The 19,909-nt window shown below is 49.8% G+C and carries 18 protein-coding genes; 5 read left to right on the forward strand and 13 right to left on the reverse strand.

From position 1 onward, the window contains the following. Nucleotides 1-31: 31 nt before the first annotated feature. Complete coding sequence (locus H5985_RS01065) at nucleotides 32-535, reverse strand: YbaK/prolyl-tRNA synthetase associated domain-containing protein (protein WP_205049462.1); 504 nt, start codon at nucleotides 533-535, stop codon at nucleotides 32-34. Between the two features lie 91 nt (nucleotides 536-626). On the opposite strand from H5985_RS01065, the gene H5985_RS01070 reads away from it, so the two are divergent. From H5985_RS01070 to H5985_RS01080, 3 genes are read left to right on the forward strand one after another with little or no spacing between them, the layout of a single operon-like run. Further along, nucleotides 627-1,202 carry a YqgE/AlgH family protein gene (locus tag H5985_RS01070; protein ID WP_205049463.1) on the forward strand — a complete coding sequence of 192 codons (576 nt, stop codon included), beginning with the start codon at nucleotides 627-629 and terminating at the stop codon, nucleotides 1,200-1,202. After that, complete coding sequence (gene ruvX / locus H5985_RS01075) at nucleotides 1,199-1,594, forward strand: Holliday junction resolvase RuvX (protein WP_205049464.1); 396 nt, start codon at nucleotides 1,199-1,201, stop codon at nucleotides 1,592-1,594. Before H5985_RS01070 ends, ruvX begins: the two co-directional genes overlap by 4 nt. Next, the gene (locus H5985_RS01080) at nucleotides 1,587-2,387 is read left to right on the forward strand and encodes a lysophospholipid acyltransferase family protein (protein ID WP_205049465.1); all 801 of its coding nucleotides are present in this window, start codon (nucleotides 1,587-1,589) and stop codon (nucleotides 2,385-2,387) included. Before ruvX ends, H5985_RS01080 begins: the two co-directional genes overlap by 8 nt. Nucleotides 2,388-2,393: 6 nt before the next feature. On the opposite strand, the gene H5985_RS01085 is transcribed toward H5985_RS01080, so the two are convergent. After that, nucleotides 2,394-3,212, reverse strand: a complete 819-nt coding sequence (locus H5985_RS01085; protein ID WP_205049466.1) for a symmetrical bis(5'-nucleosyl)-tetraphosphatase — start codon at nucleotides 3,210-3,212, stop codon at nucleotides 2,394-2,396. 86 nt (nucleotides 3,213-3,298) lie between these two features. Here H5985_RS01085 and galU point away from each other — a divergent pair, with 86 nt between their 5' ends. Continuing rightward, on the forward strand, nucleotides 3,299-4,135 hold the full coding sequence (gene galU / locus H5985_RS01090; protein WP_205049467.1) for a UTP--glucose-1-phosphate uridylyltransferase GalU: 837 nt from the start codon (nucleotides 3,299-3,301) through the stop codon (nucleotides 4,133-4,135). Nucleotides 4,136-4,189: 54 nt separating this feature from the next. Here galU and pflA read toward each other — a convergent pair whose 3' ends face one another. The 5 genes from pflA to H5985_RS01115 all read right to left on the reverse strand — a co-directional run bounded on the left by pflA (nucleotide 4,190) and on the right by H5985_RS01115 (nucleotide 12,469). After that, nucleotides 4,190-4,927 (reverse strand): pyruvate formate-lyase-activating protein, encoded by a 738-nt coding sequence (pflA, locus tag H5985_RS01095; protein WP_205049468.1) that lies wholly within the window; start codon nucleotides 4,925-4,927, stop codon nucleotides 4,190-4,192. A gap of 71 nt (nucleotides 4,928-4,998) precedes the next feature. Continuing rightward, nucleotides 4,999-7,245 carry a formate C-acetyltransferase gene (gene pflB / locus H5985_RS01100; RefSeq protein ID WP_205049469.1) on the reverse strand — a complete coding sequence of 749 codons (2,247 nt, stop codon included), beginning with the start codon at nucleotides 7,243-7,245 and terminating at the stop codon, nucleotides 4,999-5,001. 340 nt (nucleotides 7,246-7,585) lie between these two features. Continuing rightward, entirely contained in the window at nucleotides 7,586-9,235 is a 1,650-nt protein-coding gene (locus tag H5985_RS01105) for a fumarate hydratase (protein ID WP_205049470.1), read from the reverse strand. 154 nt (nucleotides 9,236-9,389) lie between these two features. Further along, nucleotides 9,390-10,727 carry an anaerobic C4-dicarboxylate transporter gene (locus tag H5985_RS01110; RefSeq protein ID WP_205049471.1) on the reverse strand — a complete coding sequence of 446 codons (1,338 nt, stop codon included), beginning with the start codon at nucleotides 10,725-10,727 and terminating at the stop codon, nucleotides 9,390-9,392. Nucleotides 10,728-11,134: 407 nt separating this feature from the next. Continuing rightward, complete coding sequence (locus H5985_RS01115) at nucleotides 11,135-12,469, reverse strand: anaerobic C4-dicarboxylate transporter family protein (RefSeq protein WP_205049472.1); 1,335 nt, start codon at nucleotides 12,467-12,469, stop codon at nucleotides 11,135-11,137. A gap of 352 nt (nucleotides 12,470-12,821) precedes the next feature. Here H5985_RS01115 and H5985_RS01120 point away from each other — a divergent pair, with 352 nt between their 5' ends. Then, nucleotides 12,822-13,484 carry a FadR/GntR family transcriptional regulator gene (locus H5985_RS01120; RefSeq protein ID WP_239481490.1) on the forward strand — a complete coding sequence of 221 codons (663 nt, stop codon included), beginning with the start codon at nucleotides 12,822-12,824 and terminating at the stop codon, nucleotides 13,482-13,484. Between the two features lie 66 nt (nucleotides 13,485-13,550). Here H5985_RS01120 and H5985_RS01125 read toward each other — a convergent pair whose 3' ends face one another. The 6 genes from H5985_RS01125 to H5985_RS01150 form a co-directional block, all read right to left on the reverse strand. Beyond that, nucleotides 13,551-14,654 carry an amidohydrolase gene (locus tag H5985_RS01125; protein WP_205049473.1) on the reverse strand — a complete coding sequence of 368 codons (1,104 nt, stop codon included), beginning with the start codon at nucleotides 14,652-14,654 and terminating at the stop codon, nucleotides 13,551-13,553. A gap of 126 nt (nucleotides 14,655-14,780) precedes the next feature. Then, entirely contained in the window at nucleotides 14,781-15,572 is a 792-nt protein-coding gene (larE, locus tag H5985_RS01130; RefSeq protein ID WP_205049474.1) for an ATP-dependent sacrificial sulfur transferase LarE, read from the reverse strand. Then, nucleotides 15,565-16,857, reverse strand: coding sequence for a nickel pincer cofactor biosynthesis protein LarC (gene larC, locus H5985_RS01135; protein WP_205049475.1), 1,293 nt, complete (start codon nucleotides 16,855-16,857; stop codon nucleotides 15,565-15,567). The genes larE and larC overlap by 8 nt, the downstream gene beginning before the upstream one ends. A 5-nt stretch (nucleotides 16,858-16,862) precedes the next feature. After that, entirely contained in the window at nucleotides 16,863-17,609 is a 747-nt protein-coding gene (larB, locus tag H5985_RS01140) for a nickel pincer cofactor biosynthesis protein LarB (RefSeq protein ID WP_205049476.1), read from the reverse strand. Further along, nucleotides 17,599-18,324: a class I SAM-dependent methyltransferase gene (locus H5985_RS01145; RefSeq protein ID WP_205049477.1), complete on the reverse strand. Its 726-nt coding sequence runs from the start codon at nucleotides 18,322-18,324 to the stop codon at nucleotides 17,599-17,601. Before H5985_RS01145 ends, larB begins: the two co-directional genes overlap by 11 nt. Before the next feature lie 137 nt (nucleotides 18,325-18,461). Continuing rightward, on the reverse strand, nucleotides 18,462-19,868 hold the full coding sequence (locus H5985_RS01150; protein WP_239481492.1) for an MmgE/PrpD family protein: 1,407 nt from the start codon (nucleotides 19,866-19,868) through the stop codon (nucleotides 18,462-18,464). Nucleotides 19,869-19,909 lie beyond the last annotated feature (41 nt).

The raw sequence follows: 19,909 nt of genomic DNA on the forward strand, positions 1-19,909 counted from the left end.
ATTTTTCTAAAAATATAAATGCATCAAAAACTTAAGAGGCACTCGCCGGTTCTTTCAGAAAATCGACGAGTTCGGGATGAACGATGCGTTTATAGTCCTCTGTTTTAATGATGATGGAATGATCGCGAAGGCCGGCATTAAAGGCGAGTTCATCGTAACGTTCATACAGACTGGGGTCGGCAATGAGCTTTAATTGAGGATGAAAACTGACGGGCGGCACGGCGCCGAAGACGCAGCCTGTTAATTCCATTACCTCATCGGGACTGGCCAACGATGCTCTTCGACCTCCCATGGCCAGAGCAAGTTTTGATAAATCGGCTTGTTTATCAGCGGGCAAAATAGCCAATACGTAAAGTTTGACCCCGTTTCCTTTTACGTGACAGACCAAAGCCTTTGCGCCTTGCCCCAATTCAGTGCCGCGAATTTCTGCAACAGACTGACTCGATTTGCCGGCCTCTTCATGCTCCAGTACTCGGAAATGAGCCTTACCTTCGGTAAAGAGCTGAACCAATTTGTCTAAAACGTTTTCAATCATGATTGAGTCTCAACGTAACAAAACTCTTCCATCATAGCGCACGATTTAAAGATGTGTGAAAATATTCGCTCGGAGGAATACAGGTTCTAAAATGGCGGAATTTGTTTCATATAAAAATCACTTTTTAATTGCTGCTCCCAACATGAAGGATCCGACTTTTGAAGGGAGTGTTGTTTACATCTGTGAGCATACGCCGAGCGGCGCGATGGGTATTTTGATCAATCGCTCGATCCGTTTGAGTGTGGATTCTTTATTGCAAAGAATCGGCATAGAGAACAAAAATCCGGCGCTTAAAGACATCTATCTTTATGACGGCGGCCCCGTTCAGGTCGAACGAGGCTTTGTGTTGCATACGGCCAACAGAAAATACCAATCCACGATGCCGGTAACGGACCGTGTCTATCTGTCTACTTCTAAAGACGTGTTGCAGGCAGTCGGCGAAGCAAAGGATGCTCCTGAAAAGTTTTTGGTTTCGTTGGGTTACTCGGGATGGAGTCAGGGGCAGTTAGAGGCTGAGCTCGCCGTAAGCGGCTGGCTCATTGCTCCTGCCGATGAAAGTATTCTTTTTGATACGCCCGATGAAGAGCGTTACGAGAAGGCTCTTAAGTTACTGGGAATTGATCTGTCTGCGCTCGAAGCGTGGGGAGAGGATGCGGGGCACGCATGACAGAAGGTGTGATCGTTGGGTTTGATTTCGGAGAAAAGCGCCTGGGGGTGGCGATCGGCAACACCCTCACTCGAGAGGCCAAACCCTATAAAATAATCGATTCGCGAACGAATGCCAGTCGTTGGCAGGGTGTGAGTGCTGTCATTGAGGAGTGGTCGCCGGTGGCTTTGGTGGTAGGTATTCCCAGGCATCCTGACGGCACCGCGCACGAAATGACCGAGCGCTGTGAGCGCTTTGCCAGACAGTTGGAAGGGCGTTTTCATATGCCGGTCAAGCGCGTCGATGAGCGCTACTCTTCTGCGGTTGTCGACAGTGATGCGGACTTTATCGATGATGAGGCCGCCAGTATTATTTTGCAGCAATTTTTTAACGAATCAGATACTTATGAGTAAGGTTGTCGGCGTATTTCGCTTTGTTGCGGCGCTTTGTTTTGCGCTTGGCTGTATTGTGTTGGTTTTACTGTACCTTCAGTGGGTTAAACCCGAAGCCAAAAGAACCATTATCAAAAGTTGGGCACGAACATTCATTCGAATGATCGGGATGCGTTTTACGGTTGAGGGAGAAGTTTACGAGGATTCCTGCCTGATTGTTGCCAATCACATTTCTTTTGTGGATATTTTTGCATTAAACGCAATGAAACCGGGCCGTTTCATCGCTAAAAGCGAAATTGCGGATTGGCCTGTTTTCGGGCGTATCGCCAAGGGAGTGGATACTCTTTTCATTCAACGACGCAACCATCGCTCCATCATTGCCGTCAACGAGCAAATCAGCGCGGCTTTGATGCAAAAGCAGACCATTATGTTGTTTCCGGAAGGCAAAACGAGCATCGGTGTGTCGCTTCTTCCTTTAAAAGCGAATTTGATTGAACCGGCTGTTTTATCAGCAACGCCCGTTTTACCGGTGGCGATTTGCTACACGGAAAAGGGCCAGAAAACGACCAAAGCCTCTTACGCTAACATTTCGATTTTTAAGTGTCTTTGGACCATTTGCAGTACTTCCGATTTGGCTGTGACACTGAAAGTACTGCCCGTGATTGACGTCAGAGGCAAGACCCGTCACGAGGTTGCCGCTGAAGCGGCGGCCGCTATGAGTCAGGCTATGGGTGTTCCCAACCCTATGCTCGGTCAACCCGAGGGACTGCACCATCGCTGTGACGCCGTGGGAGCCGAACAAAAGGCCGCTTAATCGGTATCAGGCAAAAGGATCGCAGTATTGGGGCGCTTTTACCTGCAGAACTTTCCTCGTGGGTAACTCAACGGCGGTCAGTGCCCCTCCCCAGACGCAGCCAGTATCCAGAGCAATCACATGTTCCTGAAGAACTAATCCTAAGGTTGACCAGTGGCCAAAGACGATGTTGTCATCTTTGGTTTTACGGCTCGGGCATTCAAACCAGGGCATGAGGTGTTTGGGTGTGCTGCCCGGAGCGTCTTTAACCTTGTAGTCGGGTATGCCGTTTTTATCAACGAAACGAATACGTGTAAAGCCATTTAGGATGGCTCTCATTCGGGCAGAGCCCTTGAGGTCATTGTTCCAGAGGTCTTTGCCGTACATTTCCTGCAAATAATCCTTCCACTTCTCGCCTCGTAAGTGCTCCTGAACTTCAGCTGCCAGATTGCGGGCTTTTTTGAGTGACCAGGCCGGGTCGATTGCAGCATGCACAAACGTGTAATCGGACCAATCAAAAAGTAAGTATTGGTGACGAACCCAATCAATTAGCTCGGATGCATCAGGCGCCTTTAAAATCTCATCGATTGTGTCTCGGCGGTTGGATTTACCGGCCCCCGCAGCGGTGGCGAGCAGGTGCATCTCATGGTTACCTAAAATGAGCTTGGCTCTATCCCCGAAAGAGCGCACCAGGCGAAGGGTTTCAAGGGAAGCCGGGCCGCGGTTGATGATGTCTCCGATAAAAATCAAAAGCGAGTGCTCATCGATTTTTTCCAATAACTGCAACAGAGTCGGCAGACACCCATGAACGTCTCCGATCACGGTTACATTTTGTGCATTTTGCATGAGTAATAATCCTAAAGACGGGACAGAGCCAAAAAGATATTCGATATACTTAGCGAGTTCGCATTTTATTACTTGAGCACAAAATTATGAAAGATGTTCGCAAAGTTGTTTTCCCGGTTGCCGGTTTAGGTACTCGTTTTTTACCGGCCACCAAAGCCATGCCCAAAGAAATGCTTCCAGTTGTGGATAAGCCTTTGATTCAGTATGCCGTTGAAGAGGCTTACGCTGCGGGTATCACGGAAATGATCTTTATTACCGGCCGTTACAAGCGGGCCATTGAAGATCATTTTGATAAAGCCCCGATGCTTGAAAAAGAATTGATTGAGAAGGGTAAGAATGAGTTACTCCAGACGGTTCGCTCCATTGCGCCGATCGGGGTAACTTTTATCTACATTCGTCAGCCCGAGCCGCTGGGATTGGGTCATGCGGTGCTTTGTGCTCAACCGGTTGTTGGTGACGAGCCCTTCGCGGTGATGCTTGCTGACGACTTGATCGATGCGCAGCAGGCCGCAATCGGTCAATTGATTGAAGCCCGCAAGCAAGTGGGCGGCGGCAATATTTTGGCTGTCCAAGACGTGCCCAAGGCTGATACGAAGAAATACGGTATTGTGGGCGTAGAAGACAGTCATGCTGTCACGAGCCGCGTGCATGAAATGGTTGAAAAGCCTGATCCCGATCACGCGCCTTCCACTTTGGCTGTCATCGGCCGTTACGTGCTTGAACCGGAAATTTTTGAACGTCTGAAGAATGTTCAAAAGGGTGTCGGAGGGGAAATCCAGTTAACGGACGCGATTGCCAGTCAGTTGGATCTTGGTACAACCTATTCGCATCGCTTTGACGGTATCCGCTATGACTGCGGCTCCAAACAAGGTTTCTTGGATGCAACGGTGCGCTTTGCCCGTAAGGCAGGCTATTCGATCTAAATTCTTCTGAAATCAGGATCGTTTGACGGGACCGAGACGGTCCCGTTTGCGTTTCTAGTGGTAGCTGCCGACTTTCAGAATTTTCTCTGCGTTGATCACTCGCTCCTGCGTGGGAGGATTGATATCGGTCAGATCGTATTTCAAACCCAATTCCTGCCACTTGTACATGCCGAAAGAGTGGTAGGGCAAGACTTCCACACGTCTGACATTGTGAAGCGTGGCAATAAAGTCGGAGAGTCTTTGAAGCGCCCCGTCATCGTCAGTATGCTGGGGAACCAGTACGTGTCGAATCCAGACGTCTTTGCCGATTTCATCGAGATAGCGGGCACAATCCAGAATTGAAGCATTGGACTGTTTGGTCAGTTCCCGGTGTTTGACTTCGTCAATGTGTTTGAGATCCAGCATGACGAGATCGGTGTAGCGCATCAGTTCTTCAAATTGAGAGAAAAAGGGCTCTTTATGCGTAAAAGGCCAGCCGGAGGTATCGATTGTGGTATGAACCCCTTCGGCTTTGGCCATTTTGAAAAATTCCAGGAGAAAGTCCATCTGCAAAAGCGGTTCCCCGCCGCTTACGGTAATGCCGCCTTCATCTCCCCAATACGAGCGATAACGAAGAGCGAAATCAAGGATTTCGCGAGCGCTTTTTTGCTCACCGATTCCTAATTTCCATGTATCCGGGTTGTGGCAGTACTGGCAACGCATTTTGCAGCCTTGCAAAAACAAGACAAAACGCACGCCGGGACCGTCGACAGAACCGAACGTTTCATAGGAATGAACATAAGCCAAAGCCATGGTAGATACCCAAAAAAACGGCACGCCGGGTTTCCTGTTTTCTAGGAAACACAGCGTGCCCGGTCAGTTAATTACATCGATTTGTGGCAAGTACGTGAGATCACGTCAAGCTGTTGTTCACGGGTGAGGTCAATAAACTTGACCGCATAGCCCGAGACACGGATCGTGAAGTTGGCGTATTCCGGTTTTTCCGGGTGTTCCATCGCGTCAATCAATTTTTCGGTACCGAAAATGTTGACGTTGAGATGGTGAGCACCGCGGGCAAAGTAACCGTCCATCACACGAACCAAGTTATTGATGCGTTCTTCAAGCGAGTGGCCGAGCGCATCAGGGCTGATGGTTTGCGTATTGGAGATGCCGTCCAACGCATATTCGTAAGGCAACTTCGCCACAGAGTTGAGCGAAGCGAGCAATCCGGTTTGTTCGGCTCCATAACTGGGGTTTGCACCCGGAGAGAGCGGTTCGCCGGACTTGCGGCCATCGGGCAAGTCGCCGGTAGCCTTTCCGTACACGACGTTGGAGGTAATCGTCAAAATAGACGTCGTCGGTTCGGAATTGCGATACGTGTGGAACTTACGAAGCTTCTTCATGAAGGTCTTCAAAAGCCACACAGCGATCGTGTCGGCACGGTCATCATCATTGCCGTAGCGCGGGAAATCGCCTTCGGTTTCGTAACCGACAACCACACCTTGTTCGTTACGCACGGTCTTAACCTTGGCGTACTTAATCGCGCAAAGGGAGTCGACTACATGAGAGAAGCCTGCGATACCGGTGGCAAACGTACGACGCACATCCGTATCGATCAAAGCCAGTTCTGCTGCTTCGTAGTAGTACTTATCGTGCATGTAGTGAATCAAGTTGAGGGTGTTGACATAAAGTCCAGCCAACCAATCCATCATCTTGTCAAAGCGTTCCATGACTTCGTCGTAGTCGAGGTATTCGGACGTGATCGGACGAAGTTCCGGTCCCACCTGCATGAATGTTTGTTCATCAACGCCACCGTTGATAGCGTAGAGCATGCACTTAGCTAAGTTGGCGCGTGCACCGAAGAACTGCATTTCTTTACCGGTTTCGGTTGCCGAGACGCAGCAGCAGATGGAGTAGTCATCACCCCAGATCGGACGCATCACATCATCGTTTTCGTATTGAACGGAAGACGTGTTGATGGAGATCTTCGCGGCATAGTCACGGAAGGCCTTCGGCAAATGACGCGTATAAAGAATCGTCAGGTTCGGTTCCGGAGACGGTCCCATGTTTTCGAGCGTGTGCAGGAAACGGAAGTCATTTTTGGTGACCATGGAACGGCCGTCCATGCCCAAGCCGCCCACTTCCAACGTGGCCCACACCGGGTCACCGGAGAAAAGTTGGTTGTAAGACGGGATACGGGCAAACTTCACCATGCGGAATTTCAAGACCAGGTGATCGATCAATTCCTGGGCTTCGGATTCGGTTAAAGTGCCTTCGGCCAAATCGCGCTGGATGTAAATATCCAGGAACGTGGAGATGCGGCCGACGGACATGGCGGCGCCGTTTTGCGTCTTGATGGCAGCAAGGTAGCCGAAGTAGAGCCATTGAACGGCTTCACGGGCATTTTTAGCCGGTCCGGAAATGTCATAGCCGTAGTCGGCAGCCATTTCCTTCATTTGCATGAGGGCACGAATTTGATCGGTGATTTCTTCGCGTTGGCGAATAATATCGTCGGTCATGATGCCGCAACCGCAATGAGCCATGTCTTCCTTTTTCTTGGCAATCAGGAAGTCAATACCGTAGAGCGCCACGCGGCGGTAGTCGCCCACGATACGGCCGCGGCCGTACGTATCGGGCAGACCCGTGATGATTTTGTTTTTACGAGCCAGGCGCATTTCGGGCGTGTAGGCATCGTAGACACCCTGGTTGTGCGTCTTATGGTATTCGGTGAAGATCTTGTGGAATTTGGGATTGGGCTTGTATCCATAGGTTTCACAAGCTTGTTCGGCCATCTTAATGCCGCCGAAGGGCATGAAGGCGCGCTTCAGAGGTTTATCGGTCTGAAGTCCCACCACCTTTTCAAGGTCTTTTGTGCCTTCGGCCATGTAGGCAGCTTTATAAGCGGTAATTCCGGAAACCACTTCCGTTTCCATGTCCAACACACCGCCTTTGGCACGTTCTTCCTTTTGCAGGCCCTGAAGGATATCCCAAAGCTTGGAGGTCGCTTCGGTAGGCGGCTGCAGGAACGAGTCATCGCCGTCATAGGGAGTGTAGTTGTTTTGAACGAAGTCACGAACGTCGACTTCATCAACCCAATGAGTACCTTTAAAGCCTCTCCATTCGGTTTTCATATTTAGCTCCAAGTTGTCGAAAAAAATATGTTTACGAGTGTTGTGTGGAGAAAAAAGCGCACACAACCACTACGGGGCTTTTCCTGTTTTAAAAAAGTCCCGTCAAAGTATTCGTTACAGTTCTATTATTCTTGTCAAAATTGGTGGTGTCAATGGGCATTTAGACATAAAAAGGATGCTCAGATGTAAAACTAGGTTAATTTCTATCGGAGCAAAAAATTTCTTCTATCGCTTGACGGGTAGAGTCAACTGAATCAGACAGTTAGAGTCGAAAAAACCGGACCCAAGAGAACGGGTCCGGCTCACAATTCAATTAAAAACCAAGTTTTTTAATCGAATATTATTTTTCGCACTTGATCGTGCAACGGGGTTTGATTTGTTTGAAGAAATCATTGCCCTTGTCATCGACCAAAATGAAGGCCGGGAAGTCTTCAACTTCGATCTTGTAGACAGCTTCCATACCGAGATCGGGCCATTCGATGCATTCAATGCTCTTGATGGAGCTTTCGGAAAGAACAGCAGCAATACCGCCGATCGTGCCGAGGTAGAAACCGCCGTGCTTCTTACAAGCATCGGTCACCACTTGAGTACGGTTACCCTTGGCAATCATCACCATGGAGCCGCCGTGGCTTTGGAAGAGGTCAACGTACGGATCCATACGGTTAGCCGTTGTCGGACCCATTGAGCCGCAGGGATGGCCTTCCGGAGTCTTTGCGGGACCTGCATAGAGTACCGGGTGATCCTTGATGTATTGCGGGAGGTCCTTGCCGCTGTCGAGCAATTCCTTCATACGGGCGTGAGCGATGTCACGAGCCACGATGATGGTGCCGGTCAACGACACACGAGTGGAAACCGGGTACTTGGACAATTCCTTGCAGATTTCGCTCATCGGTTGGTTCAGATCGATCTTGATCGTTGCACCTTCACCGGCTTTACGGAATTCTTCAGGAATCAATTCGCCGGGGTTGGAGTCGAGTTTTTCAATCCAAACACCGTCCTTGTTGATCTTGGCTTTGATGTTGCGGTCAGCCGAGCAGCTCACGCCCATACCGACCGGGCAGCTTGCGCCGTGGCGCGGCAAGCGAATGACGCGCACGTCGTGGGCCATGTATTTACCGCCGAATTGAGCACCCAAACCGATGTTTTGAGCAGCTTCCAGAAGCGTCTTTTCGAGTTCGACGTCGCGGAAAGCACGGCCGGTTTCGTCACCCGTGGTGGGCAAGTTGTCATAGAAGTGCGTGGAGGCAAGCTTCACGGTGAGCATCGTCTTTTCAGCAGAGGTACCGCCGATCACAAAAGCGATGTGATACGGAGGGCAGGCTGCCGTACCCAAGGTCTTCATCTTTTCGATGAGGTAGGGAACGAGTGTCTTCGGATTCAAAATGGCTTTTGTTTCTTGGAAGAGGTAGCTCTTATTGGCAGAGCCGCCACCCTTGACGACACACAAGAAGTTGTATTCATTGCCTTCGACGGCTTCGATATCGATTTGAGCCGGCAGGTTGCACTTGGTGTTCTTTTCTTCGTACATCGAAAGCGGAGCGTTTTGAGAATAACGCAAGCTATCGGTGGTGTACGTTTGGAACACGCCTAAGGAGAGGGCTTCTTCATCGCAGAAACCGGTCCATACAGCCTGACCTTTTTCACCGTGGATGATGGCGGTACCGGTATCCTGGCAGAAGGGCAATTCGCCTTTGGCAGCCACTTCGGCGTTGCGAAGGAAGGACAAAGCAACATACTTGTCGTTATCGGTAGCTTCCGGATCTTTGAGGATCTTGGCTACTTGTTCGTTGTGGGAGCGACGAAGCATGAAGTTCGTGTCATGGAAGGCTTGTTTGGCCAAAAGCGTCAAAGCTTCCGGTTGAACTTTCAAAATCTTGTGACCTTCAAATTCGCCTTCGGAGACGTAATCCTTGGTCAACAAGTAATATTCCGTGTCGTCTTTACCGAGTTGGAACATCGGAGCGTATTTAAATTCAACAGCTTGAGCCATTTTTTGTTATCTCCTTAATATTTTTCGGCGCGTTAAATAAGGGGTTTGATTAGAGGCGCCGTTTCTTACTCATCATAGAAAAACGGCAAGTAATTGAACTTATTCAACTACTTGCCGTACATCATTTGCTATTGACTCGCAATAGGGTTTCAGACTATACGAAACCGTACATAGCAGCGAGCAACCAGCCCGTGATGGAAGCCACGATCACACCGGTCAAGCCCGGGATGATGAAGGAGTGGTTGATCACGAAGCGGCCAATCTTAGTCGTACCGGAGCGGTCGAATTGAATGGCGGCCAAGTCGGACGGGTAGGTCGGCAAAATGTAGTAGCCGTAGCAAGCGGCAGAGAAAGCCACAATGATGCCGGGGGAGACACCCACGCCCAAGGCAGCCGGAACGATAAGAGCCAAAGCAGCAGCTTGAGAGTTCACGAACTTAGAAACCAAGAGCAACACGACAGCGTATGTCCACGGATATTGGTTCACGTAACCGACCAAAGCGTTCTTCAAGTCAGCCAAGTGAGCAGCAATCATCGTATCGGCCATCCAAGCCACACCGTACACGGCCACGACAGCCACAGCACCGGAGCGGAACACACTGTTCTTAGCCACGTCAGAAGCCTTAACGTCGCAGAAGATGACCATCAAGGAGCCGGCGATCAACATGAACATTTGAATGGCAAGCGTCATGGACAAGCCTTTCGGACGCAATTGCGGGAACATACCGAGAATGGCAACGATCACGACCACACCCAAGAAGAGGTACAGGGACAGCCATTGCTTCTTGGAGAACTTGCGACCGATCAAGGTAGCGGTTTCACCATAGACGTATTCCTTCATTTCCGGATCGGAAATCAACTTTTGGAATTCTTCGTCCTTGTCCAAATCCTTACCGCGGAACCAGGAGAAGAGGCCCACAGCAAACACACCGACGATACCGCCAGGGATGGTGATGGAGAAGAGGTCAACGAAGCCGAAGGGCTGACCGTTGATGGTGTAGCCTTCCAACATGGCGATCGTGGAAGCGGTAGCCACAGCAGCCGGAGAGCAGATCACGCCCATTTGAGAGGCGATCGTGGAACCGGCCAACGGACGTTCCGGACGGATGTTGTTCTTAATGGCAACGTCATAGATAATCGGCAACATCGTGTATACGACGTGGCCCGTGCCGCACAACACGGTCAAGAACCAGCAGACGTACGGAGCGAGGAAGCAGACGTAGCGGGGATTACGACGCAAAATCTTTTCAGCGATTTGCAACAGGCAGTCCAAACCACCGGCAGATTGCAAGGTAGCGGAACCGCAGACCACGGCCAAAATCGTGAGCATCACGTCGACCGGGGGTTTGCCGGGTTTGAGGCCGAAGCCAAAAACCAAGACGAGCAAGCCGACGCCGCCCAACAAACCCAATGCCATGCCGCCCTTACGAGCGCCATAGAACAAGCAGATAAGCACAACTAATAGTTGTAGCCAAAAGTCTAAACCAATCATGGTAAGTTTCCTTTATTTCTCTTATAACAATAGAAGAGGCTACGTTTCCGTAACCCTTTCTAAGCAAGTGCATTGTCACATATGCAAACATTTTTGTGGCCCCGCTCTCGCTTTAGTTTTTGAGATAAGGACAAATGTTTCAGGCGTCTTAACAAAAGTAAACAAAAGTCGTTAGGGATTACCCGTAAATTTTGACAAAGTAGGTAGGTAAAAATCCCTAATAGGTAATAAAAAAGCTGCTGATTATGATTTTTTTCGTGAGGGTTAACGCTAAGGTTTTGTAACATAAAATGTAAAAATGCGTGAAATATCTGTGAAAGAAATACTTCTAAAGCAAGTATTTGTATTTGAATTGAAAAAGCGGGGAGGCCGTCTCCCCGCTTTAAAAGAACTCTTCAGAGTGTGGATCAGAGCATCATTTGAGAGATGAACCAACCGGCAGCAGTACCGACGATGACAAATGCCAGGCCGGGTCGCATGTAACTGTGGTTAAACACAAAGCTGCCCAAGCGAGTGGTGCCGGTACGGTCAAAAGCCGTGCAACCGATTTGAGCGCCACCCGGGATGACGAAGTCACCGTAGCAGGAAGCCCAGATACCGACTAAGAGTTGCGGGCTCAGACCCAAAGCCAAACCGATCGGCATCAAAATCGTGGTACTCACGGTCGGTGAGAAGATCACGGAGCTGAAGCAGAAGCACACTACACAGAAAATGATGGGCGAAGAGCTCGCAATATCAGAGAAGTAGTGTACGAAGACGTCTTTGTGCGTATCAAAGAACGTGCCCGTGAGCCAAGAGATACCGAAAACACCCACCACACCGATCAAACCGGAGCGGAAAACGGAGCCGGAGGCGAATTTGTCGCTCGGCACTTTGCACACTACGATGATCAGCAAGGCCGTGGCAAGCATCACCATTTGAATCAAGGAAGGAATCGGCAATTGGCTGATCTTGCCTGCGATTTCCCAAGACGGGCGCAACGATTCGGAAGAACCGATCGTAATGGAGGTGAGAATACCGATAGCAAAAATCAACACACCGATCTTGGCACCCTTAGTGGGTTCCTGAGTGATGCGATCGGTATGAGTCACTTGCAACTCGGTGTATTGTCCGGTTTGAACACGATGCAGGAATTCAGGATCTTTTTCGAGTTCACAACCGCGCCAGTTCACGGACAGACAGGCAGCCAAAACGGCGATGAAGTACGTGGGAACAGACACGCTCAAAATGTCCAGGAGCGTGTAGCCGTAAGCGGACATGATGCCCACCATGGCAGCCATGGCGGCACTCATCGGGCTTGCCATCACGCCGATACCGGCACAGATCACAGAGGCAGAGACAGCTCTTTCAGGACGAATTTTCTGAGAGGCAGCCACTTCAGCGACCACCGGATAAACGGCAAAAGCAACGTAGGCCGTACCCACGAAAATAACGAAGATGGAGCAGACGACCGGGCCGACAAAGTTAATGGCTCTCGGCCACTTGCGAAGCAGCTTTTCGGCCAATCCGACCAAATAATCCAAACCGCCCGAGCCTTGCAAAACACTCGTACAGGCAATCACGGCCGTGATAATTAACAGAACGGAAACAGGAGGAGAGCCCGGCTGCATGCCGAAGCCAAGAACGAGGATGCTGACGCCGAAGCCGCCTGCCGCACCCAAACCGACACCGCCGAAGCGGCCGCCCACGGCCAAGCAGACCAGAACGACAGCGAGCTGGAGCCAAAATTGGACATCAACCATTTTTATTTTCCTTGGAAAAAGACCTAAGAGAGGAGCAAAAAAACACTCCGTCGTATTTGCGGCTAATCGTATGCGCCTTTTGCGGGATTTTCAAACTGAATTCATTTTCAACAAATATCAACATTTTCGAAAATGACAGAGACTAATTGTTGAAAATCTTCATTTTTCAAGCGTTTATGGCACAAATATCAGCTGATATATCAAAAGAATCTTATCGGGAAACTCCTTATTTGTCGACAAATATTAAACTATTTTATAAGGAGATACCCCTAAAATTTTTAAAGATAATCAATGAGTAGCAATGAATCAGCCTATAATGCCTTCAACATTTTTTGAAAGGCATTCGAACAAAATGCAACAAAACGACAATTTGTTTGAACAAATTCGGGATCACTTGCAAAAACAGGCAAGAAACGGTGAACGCATCGATACGGAGACGGAATTGGCCAAACGATTCGGTGTGACACGTTACCGTATTCGTAAAGAGTTGGACATTCTCACTCAGATGGGCATCCTTGTTCGCACACCCAAACGCGGAACGACCGTTCGGGAAGTGGGGGCAAGCAGTCTTCGCAATCAAATTCAGATGCGTTTTGACGTTGCTAATTTTGATGTTCAGGAATTTATCGAAGCACGTGCCTTGGTGGAATGTTCTTTAATGCCGCTCGTGAGCCGTCGTATTACGCCTGCATTGGCTTCCCGTTTGGAAGGGACGCTCAATAAGATAGAAGAGCACGCCGATGAGCCTTTGGTGGCTGATAAATTTGACCGAGAGTTTCATTTATTGCTCTTGGAAGGATGCGGCAATCGGGTTCTTCAGGTTTTCTCCGGAGTATTGGTGACTTATTTTGAAAAAACGTCTCACCGTATTGCCAATATGGACAGACAATTCTTTTTGGACATCGCTCATCAGGAACGGGAGATTTTGAGAGCTATTCGATTGGGGGACGCTGAAAAAGCTTCCGCACTTCTGAGAGCACACTTAATGGAACAGTCTCAGTTGTTGCCTCTCTAAAATGCACACAATAAAAAATCGGGAGCCCATGATGAGCTCCCTTTTTTGCCTCAATTCAAAACGGTATTAACCGATTAAGCGTTCAACCACATCGACCATCACATCAACACCCATCGGCAGGTATTGAGGATCAAAATGCATGGTTGCGGCATGAAGGCCGGGTGTTGCACCGACACCTAAACCGAAGTAGGCCGCTTTCATCGTGGGTTTATGCATCTTGTAGTAGTGGAAATCTTCGCCACCGCCACCGCAAGCCGGAGCCAACGCATCCTCTCCTTGAGTGCGGACGATGGACTCAGCAACCATTTGCTTGAAGTCTTCGTCGTATTCAGCAGCCGGGCAGAAACCTAATTCGGAAATCGTGGCCGTTGCGCCGTAGGCTTCAGCTGTACCTTGCACCAACTTGGCAAAGCGATCACGGAAATCCTTCATAATGGGATTCGTTTGAGCACGGCAGTCGAAGGTGATGACCGCTTTTTCAGGGATGGAATTCGTAGCGCCCTGATCGGCGTGGAATTGCGTGCATTTCATCGACCAGATGTTGGTCGGGTTAAACCACATGTTTTGTGTGCCTTGAACGATGGCGCAGGCGACGTCAATAGCGTTGACGCCAAGGTGCGGACGTGCAGCGTGAGCGCTTCGCCCCTGAACGACGACTTGTAAAGTGTTGGAAGCCGTGTGGTTGACTGCCGGGCAAATCTTGCCTGCGGCAACGTCCTGAATCGGACGGATGTGAGCGCCTAAGGCGTAATCCACATCATCGACAACACCGGCTTTAATCATTTCCAAGGCGCCGGCGATGGATTCTTCGGCAGGTTGGAAAAGCAGTTTAAGGGTGCCTTTCTTCACCTTATCTTTGAGGCGGCTTGCCGCAGCCAACAGCATAGCCGTATGAGAATCGTGACCGCAGGCGTGAATGGCACATTCTTTACCGTCAATAGTAAAGGGCAAGGCATCCATGTCGGCGCGAAGCATGACGACAGGACCGGGTTCAGCTCCTTTGATCACACCCAATACACCGGTTGTGCCACCGATGCCGGTTTGGGTTTCAATGCCCAACTCTTGAAGTGTCTTGGCAACGTAGGCAGAAGTTTTCACTTCCTGCATGGCCAATTCAGGGATTTTATGAAGTTCTTCCCACATTTTGATGGGATCGAGAATAACAGACATGGACTTACTCCTTTTTCCAGTTTCCCATAACAAATTCAGTGTAGCGCCTTTGGTTTGTAATGCACTTACAAAAATGCATGGAAGTAAAGAATTGTGATTAGAAAATGGCGCAGAAGAGCCAAAGACCTAGTCCATGCTGCCGGATCGAAAACCTTCCAAGTCTAGTGTGACGTATTTCCAACCGAGCGATTTGAATTTTTGAGTCAGTTGTTCATGGATACAAAGAACTTTTTGTAAATTTTCCCTACTGACTTCAATTCGGGCAATTTCTCCATGTGAGCGAACCCGAACGGTTCCCAAATCAAAAGCTCTGAGCCATTGCTCGGCAGTATCAATTCGCTTCAGTAGTTCTGTTTCAAGAGTCTGACCATAAGGCAGGCGAGTAGCCAAACAGGAACCCGAGGGCTTTTTGGCCGCTTCAATATTAAAGAGAGTAAGAAAATGGCGGACGTCGGCTTTGTGCAGCCCCAAATCTTTCAATGGGCTGAGGGCACCTGACTCCCGAACAGCCTGAAGGCCGGGACGGTACTTGTTGAGATCGTCCAATTGAGTGCCCTCAAGCAGAATCGAGCAGCCGTGTTCGGCGGCAAAAGCTTTGAGTGCAGCGAAGATATTTTTCTTACACCGATAGCAACGGTCTTTGGGATTGTTTTCAATTCCGATGGATTGGGGAGAGTCCAGGCGAATGATATGCAGATCTGTTTGAAAATCCTTTGCGATATTTTGAGCCTCTTCAAGAGCAGCTCTGGGCATCCAAGGGGTATCGGCGTAAACAGCGTACACAGGAAAACGATTGCGGGCGGTCTCCAGTGTGAGCTTCAGCACTAAAACGCTGTCGGCCCCGCCCGAAAAGGCTACGGTTGCAGGGCCGGTGATGGTCAATCGGAAATGCTCTCGGAGTCGTTCGATATCAGGCATTTTCTGCTGCATTTTGAGCAAGTCGATAAAGGGTGGCCAAATCCACGTGTTTTTCAAGCGCCAACGCTTTCACGCTGTCGTACTCAGGATAGTATCTTGTGTGAAAAACACCTGTTTCATCCGGCACTTCACAGGCCTTGACCGAAATTTCTCCGTAAGGCGTGGAGACGGTCATCATTTTGCGACTCAAAATTCGTCTCTGCCAGGTCCGGTAACGAATACCGATCGAAGTGGTATTGGCAAAAATGATGTTTTCAAGTGCTTCCTGTCGTTCGGGTTTGCAAAGCACCGAGAGGATGTAAGCCGGACGGTTTTTCTTCATGAATACGGGACTGAACCATGCTTCCAAGGCGCCTGCCTGATAAAGCTTTTCAAGCGTGAAGCCCAACATTTCAGCCGTGCTGTCATCAATGTTGGTGCTCATTTGTACGACTTCATCAAGATGGGGATTTTGTTCGGCGGTTTCTATGAGGCTTGCACACAAAAGACTGGCCCGCTCGTAAGCGCGTTTGCCGGCTCCGAGGCCAGAGCAAATAATTTTGTATTGTTGCGGGAGTTTGTCAGCCGTTTTCAGTGCGGCGACAATAGCTGCGCCGGTGGGGGTGACAAATTCGCCCCGGCAATCAATGCGAGTGAATGTCAAGGCATGCGCTTCGGCAATGTGCGATACGGCCGGTACCGGAATCGGCAAAATACCGTGTTGGCAACGAATTTCACCGTACCCCTCACCCAATGCGGTCACAATGACTTGATCGACATTGAGATCGTCAATCAATACAGCCACCGATAAGATATCAACGATCGAATCCAGTGCGCCTACTTCGTGAAAATGCACTTCTTCTACAGCAACACCGTGAGCTTTGGCTTCGGCTTGAGCCACAATCGTGAAAATTTTCTTCGCAATAGACTTCGCATGGGGCGTAGCGACTGTTTGATCAATGATTGCAAAGATGTCATGAAGATGGCGGTGCTCGTGATGATGGTGATGATGATCATGAGCGATTTCGTGTCCGTGATCCTCTTCGTGGTGATGCTCGTGCTTTTGACCAAAGAGGTAATTCATGTCGTGGTCATTGTCGGGAGCACCGTTTTTGAGTGTGACTTTGAAATCACACGCATCCAGAGCGTTTTTCTTGACTCGGGAAATAGTAATTTCAAACTGCTGATCGGGCAGACTCTTTAAAACTGAGAGCAGTTTTTCGCGACTGGCCCCTAAATCCAAAAGGGCCGCAACGGTCATATCACCGCTGATACCGGTTTGGGCGTCCAATACTAAAGCGGTCATGATTGTTATTCCTTTCGTGTTGCAAGTCGATTGATCTGAGAGGCCAGAAAACCGGCCCCGAAACCGTTATCAATGTTGACGGTGGCTACGCCGTTTGAGCAGCTGTTAATCATCGTCAGGAGGGCAGAGAGGCCGTGCAGGTTAGCGCCGTAGCCGACAGAAGTGGGAACGGCGATAACGGGATTGGCAACCAGTCCTCCGATCACTGACGCCAGAGCTCCTTCCATGCCTGCAACTGCGACCACACAGTTGGCTTTCTGAATACGGTCGATTTTGGCAAGGAGTCTGTGTAAACCGCTCACCCCGATATCGTAAAAGCGCTCGACGTTTTGACCGAAAAATTCAGCCGTCTGTGCGCATTCTTCTGCGACGGCAATGTCAGCGGTACCTGCCGTACACACAGCAATCAGTCCCGTTCGGGTTTTGGCCTTTTCAATTTTTGCAATGCGGCTTACCGGATCGTAGTGCAGATCCGGCAGGTGTTTTTTGAGTAACTCATATTGCTGCGGCGAGCAGCGGGTACCCATCACCTCGCCGTTGGTTTGCAGCAGGCGCTTAAAAATTTCCACCAGAAAATCATCGGCCTTATTTTGACAGTAAACCACTTCGGCGAAACCGGTGCGCAATGCCCTATGGGTGTCAAGTTTGGCAAAACCGAGATCCTCAAAGGGGGCCCGGGCTAATTGTTCTTTGGCTTCCCGGATATCCATTGTTCCGTCTTGGACGGCTTTCAGTAGCGTGTCAATCTGCATAGTCTTTTTCACAAATAATGGCGAAATCGTGGATTTCACCGTCTGTTTGGTTTAAGACGATGGTGTCAATATTAGTAAAACCGATCGACTTCAGAACATTTCGATCATAATCAGGGCGATCCACCGCACTCATGGGAAGTGTTTTAGCAATGTTTTCCATGATGGAGATATCTACGTTGCCTAAATGTCGGTGAGTTTCCCGGTGAGGGCGGTCATGCCGATTGTGATCGGTAAGGTATCGATAATGATTGCCGTCAAAAACAATCAGTTTTCCTTTAGGTTTGAGCCAACGAAACCATTGGCGGTAGGCTTTTTCGGGATCGTGTAAATTCCACACAAGGTTGCGGGAGGCGATGACATCAAAAGACTGTTCGGCAAAGAGGTTGAGTGCGGCATCGCCTTCAATGAAGCGGATATTGAATGCTTGAGCATTTTTGCGAGCTTCTGTGAGCATCGAAGCACACGAATCCACACCGATGGTTTCAAAACCCAATCGTGCGAGTTCAATGGCAAGAAAGCCCGGCCCGCACCCCATATCCAAAGCGCGTTTGTTTAAATTGGATTCATTACCTAAGTATTGATTCAAAAGGTTGCGGTAGACACTTTCCGGGTTTGACAGTTCTTCCGAAGTTGAAAGACTATAGCCTTGAGCGCGCGCACTCCAGTAACGCTGCACAGCTTCATCAAGTGAGATGTATTGAGAATTGCCTGACATGCCTCAATTCCGACTGTTGATACTTTTGATCATAACAAAAGACAGAAAAAGGAATCACACAGAGAGGTAATCAGTCAGAAAAAAGGTGGAAATGGGCAAAAAAAGCGCCTCGGAAAACCGAGGCGCACAGTCAGCGATCAGATATCAAATTGTGCGGTTGTGGTCGGTTTGGAACCTAAAAGTTTCACAACCGGGTCAAGCGAGGGTTGATCCTTGAGATGAAGCAGGAATTGCGCAATCTCTTCGACCACTTCAGACGGGAAAACCATACCGGCGATGTCGCGATATTTGCTCATCAGCGCTTCATCGCTGACAGGGTTTTGCGGAGCACCCAAGGGGAATTCCACCCGCTCGGTGTAACTGTGTCCGTCTCGAGTGATGACGGTGACAAACGGTTCGTCCTCGTCTTTTTGGGATTTGTCAATTTCAAATTCCACCAAGTCCATTGCCTGACGAATACGAGGATCGTGGCGGTTGGTACGGGTGTAGGCCGTGAGATTGGCGCCACCGAAAACCAGGCGCGCAGCGATACCGTAGGCAATACTCATTTGGGCTGCAGGCATCGGGTCGAGCTTTCTGCCGCCGCACATGCCGTGCACAAACGGATTGATTCGAATGTGAATTTTTTCAATATCTGAGGGGCTCAATTGATGAGCATCCATGATGATGTTGACGGCATCAATCGAGGAGTGAGAGCTTCGGCAAGAGGCATGCGGCTTGATCGAGACGCGAGCCAACTTCCAATTTTTACCCAAATCACGCAGCCAGGCATCAGGATCCTGTGTTGTCGGGGCAAAGGTTTTGGAGAATCCGCCCCAGACTTGTTCAAAGGCCATTTTGGGACCCGTGAATCCTTCTCGGGCGAGCAGACAGGCAAGAAGTCCGCCGTGGGCGGCGTTGCCGACGTGAAGGCGCTTATTTTGCGCACCGTCATGCACGAAGGACCACTGGCCTGCGGCAAAACTCGTGGCAATGCCAAGAGCTGCCTGCATCTTTTCAACATCCAACCCGAGTAAACGGCCGACCGCTGCGGCTGCACCAAATACGCCGCAAGTACCCGTAGAGTGCCAGCCTGCGCCGTTATGAGGTTCATAGGCGCCGCATGACTCCAGTGCACGGCGAGCCAAGTCGTAGCCTAAAGTGACAGCGACGATGAACTCTTTACCGTCAATCGGGCGGTCACACAGGCTTAACGCGGCAAAGGCAGCCGGCACCACAACAGCACCGGAGTGGTCACAACCGTTGGTGTCATCGAGTTCAAAAGTGTGAGAGGAAACGCCGTTGCTGAGCGCGGCGTTTCTTGCGCTTACCTTAATTCCCTTACCCCAAAGCGGCACGTTGCCGTTGGCTTCGCCGCAAATGGCAAACACTTTGTTGAGCAGTCTTGTCTCGGGGCTTACCGCACCGGCAATCCCGGCGCCGACCGAGTCGAGAATGTGACGCTGAGCTTTGATGACAAGCTCTTCGGGGATGTCTTCAAATTTGGTCCAAACAACGAAACGTGCGAGTTGTTCGGAAATGAGTTGCGTGTTTTCGCTTTGCATAAAAAGACCCATCAAAAAGGAATTCGGACAGGTAAGGGAGC

Origin of the sequence: Parasutterella secunda (assembly GCF_016901835.1) — a bacterium.
GTDB classification, from domain to species: Bacteria; Pseudomonadota; Gammaproteobacteria; order Burkholderiales; family Burkholderiaceae_F; genus Aphodousia; species Aphodousia faecavium.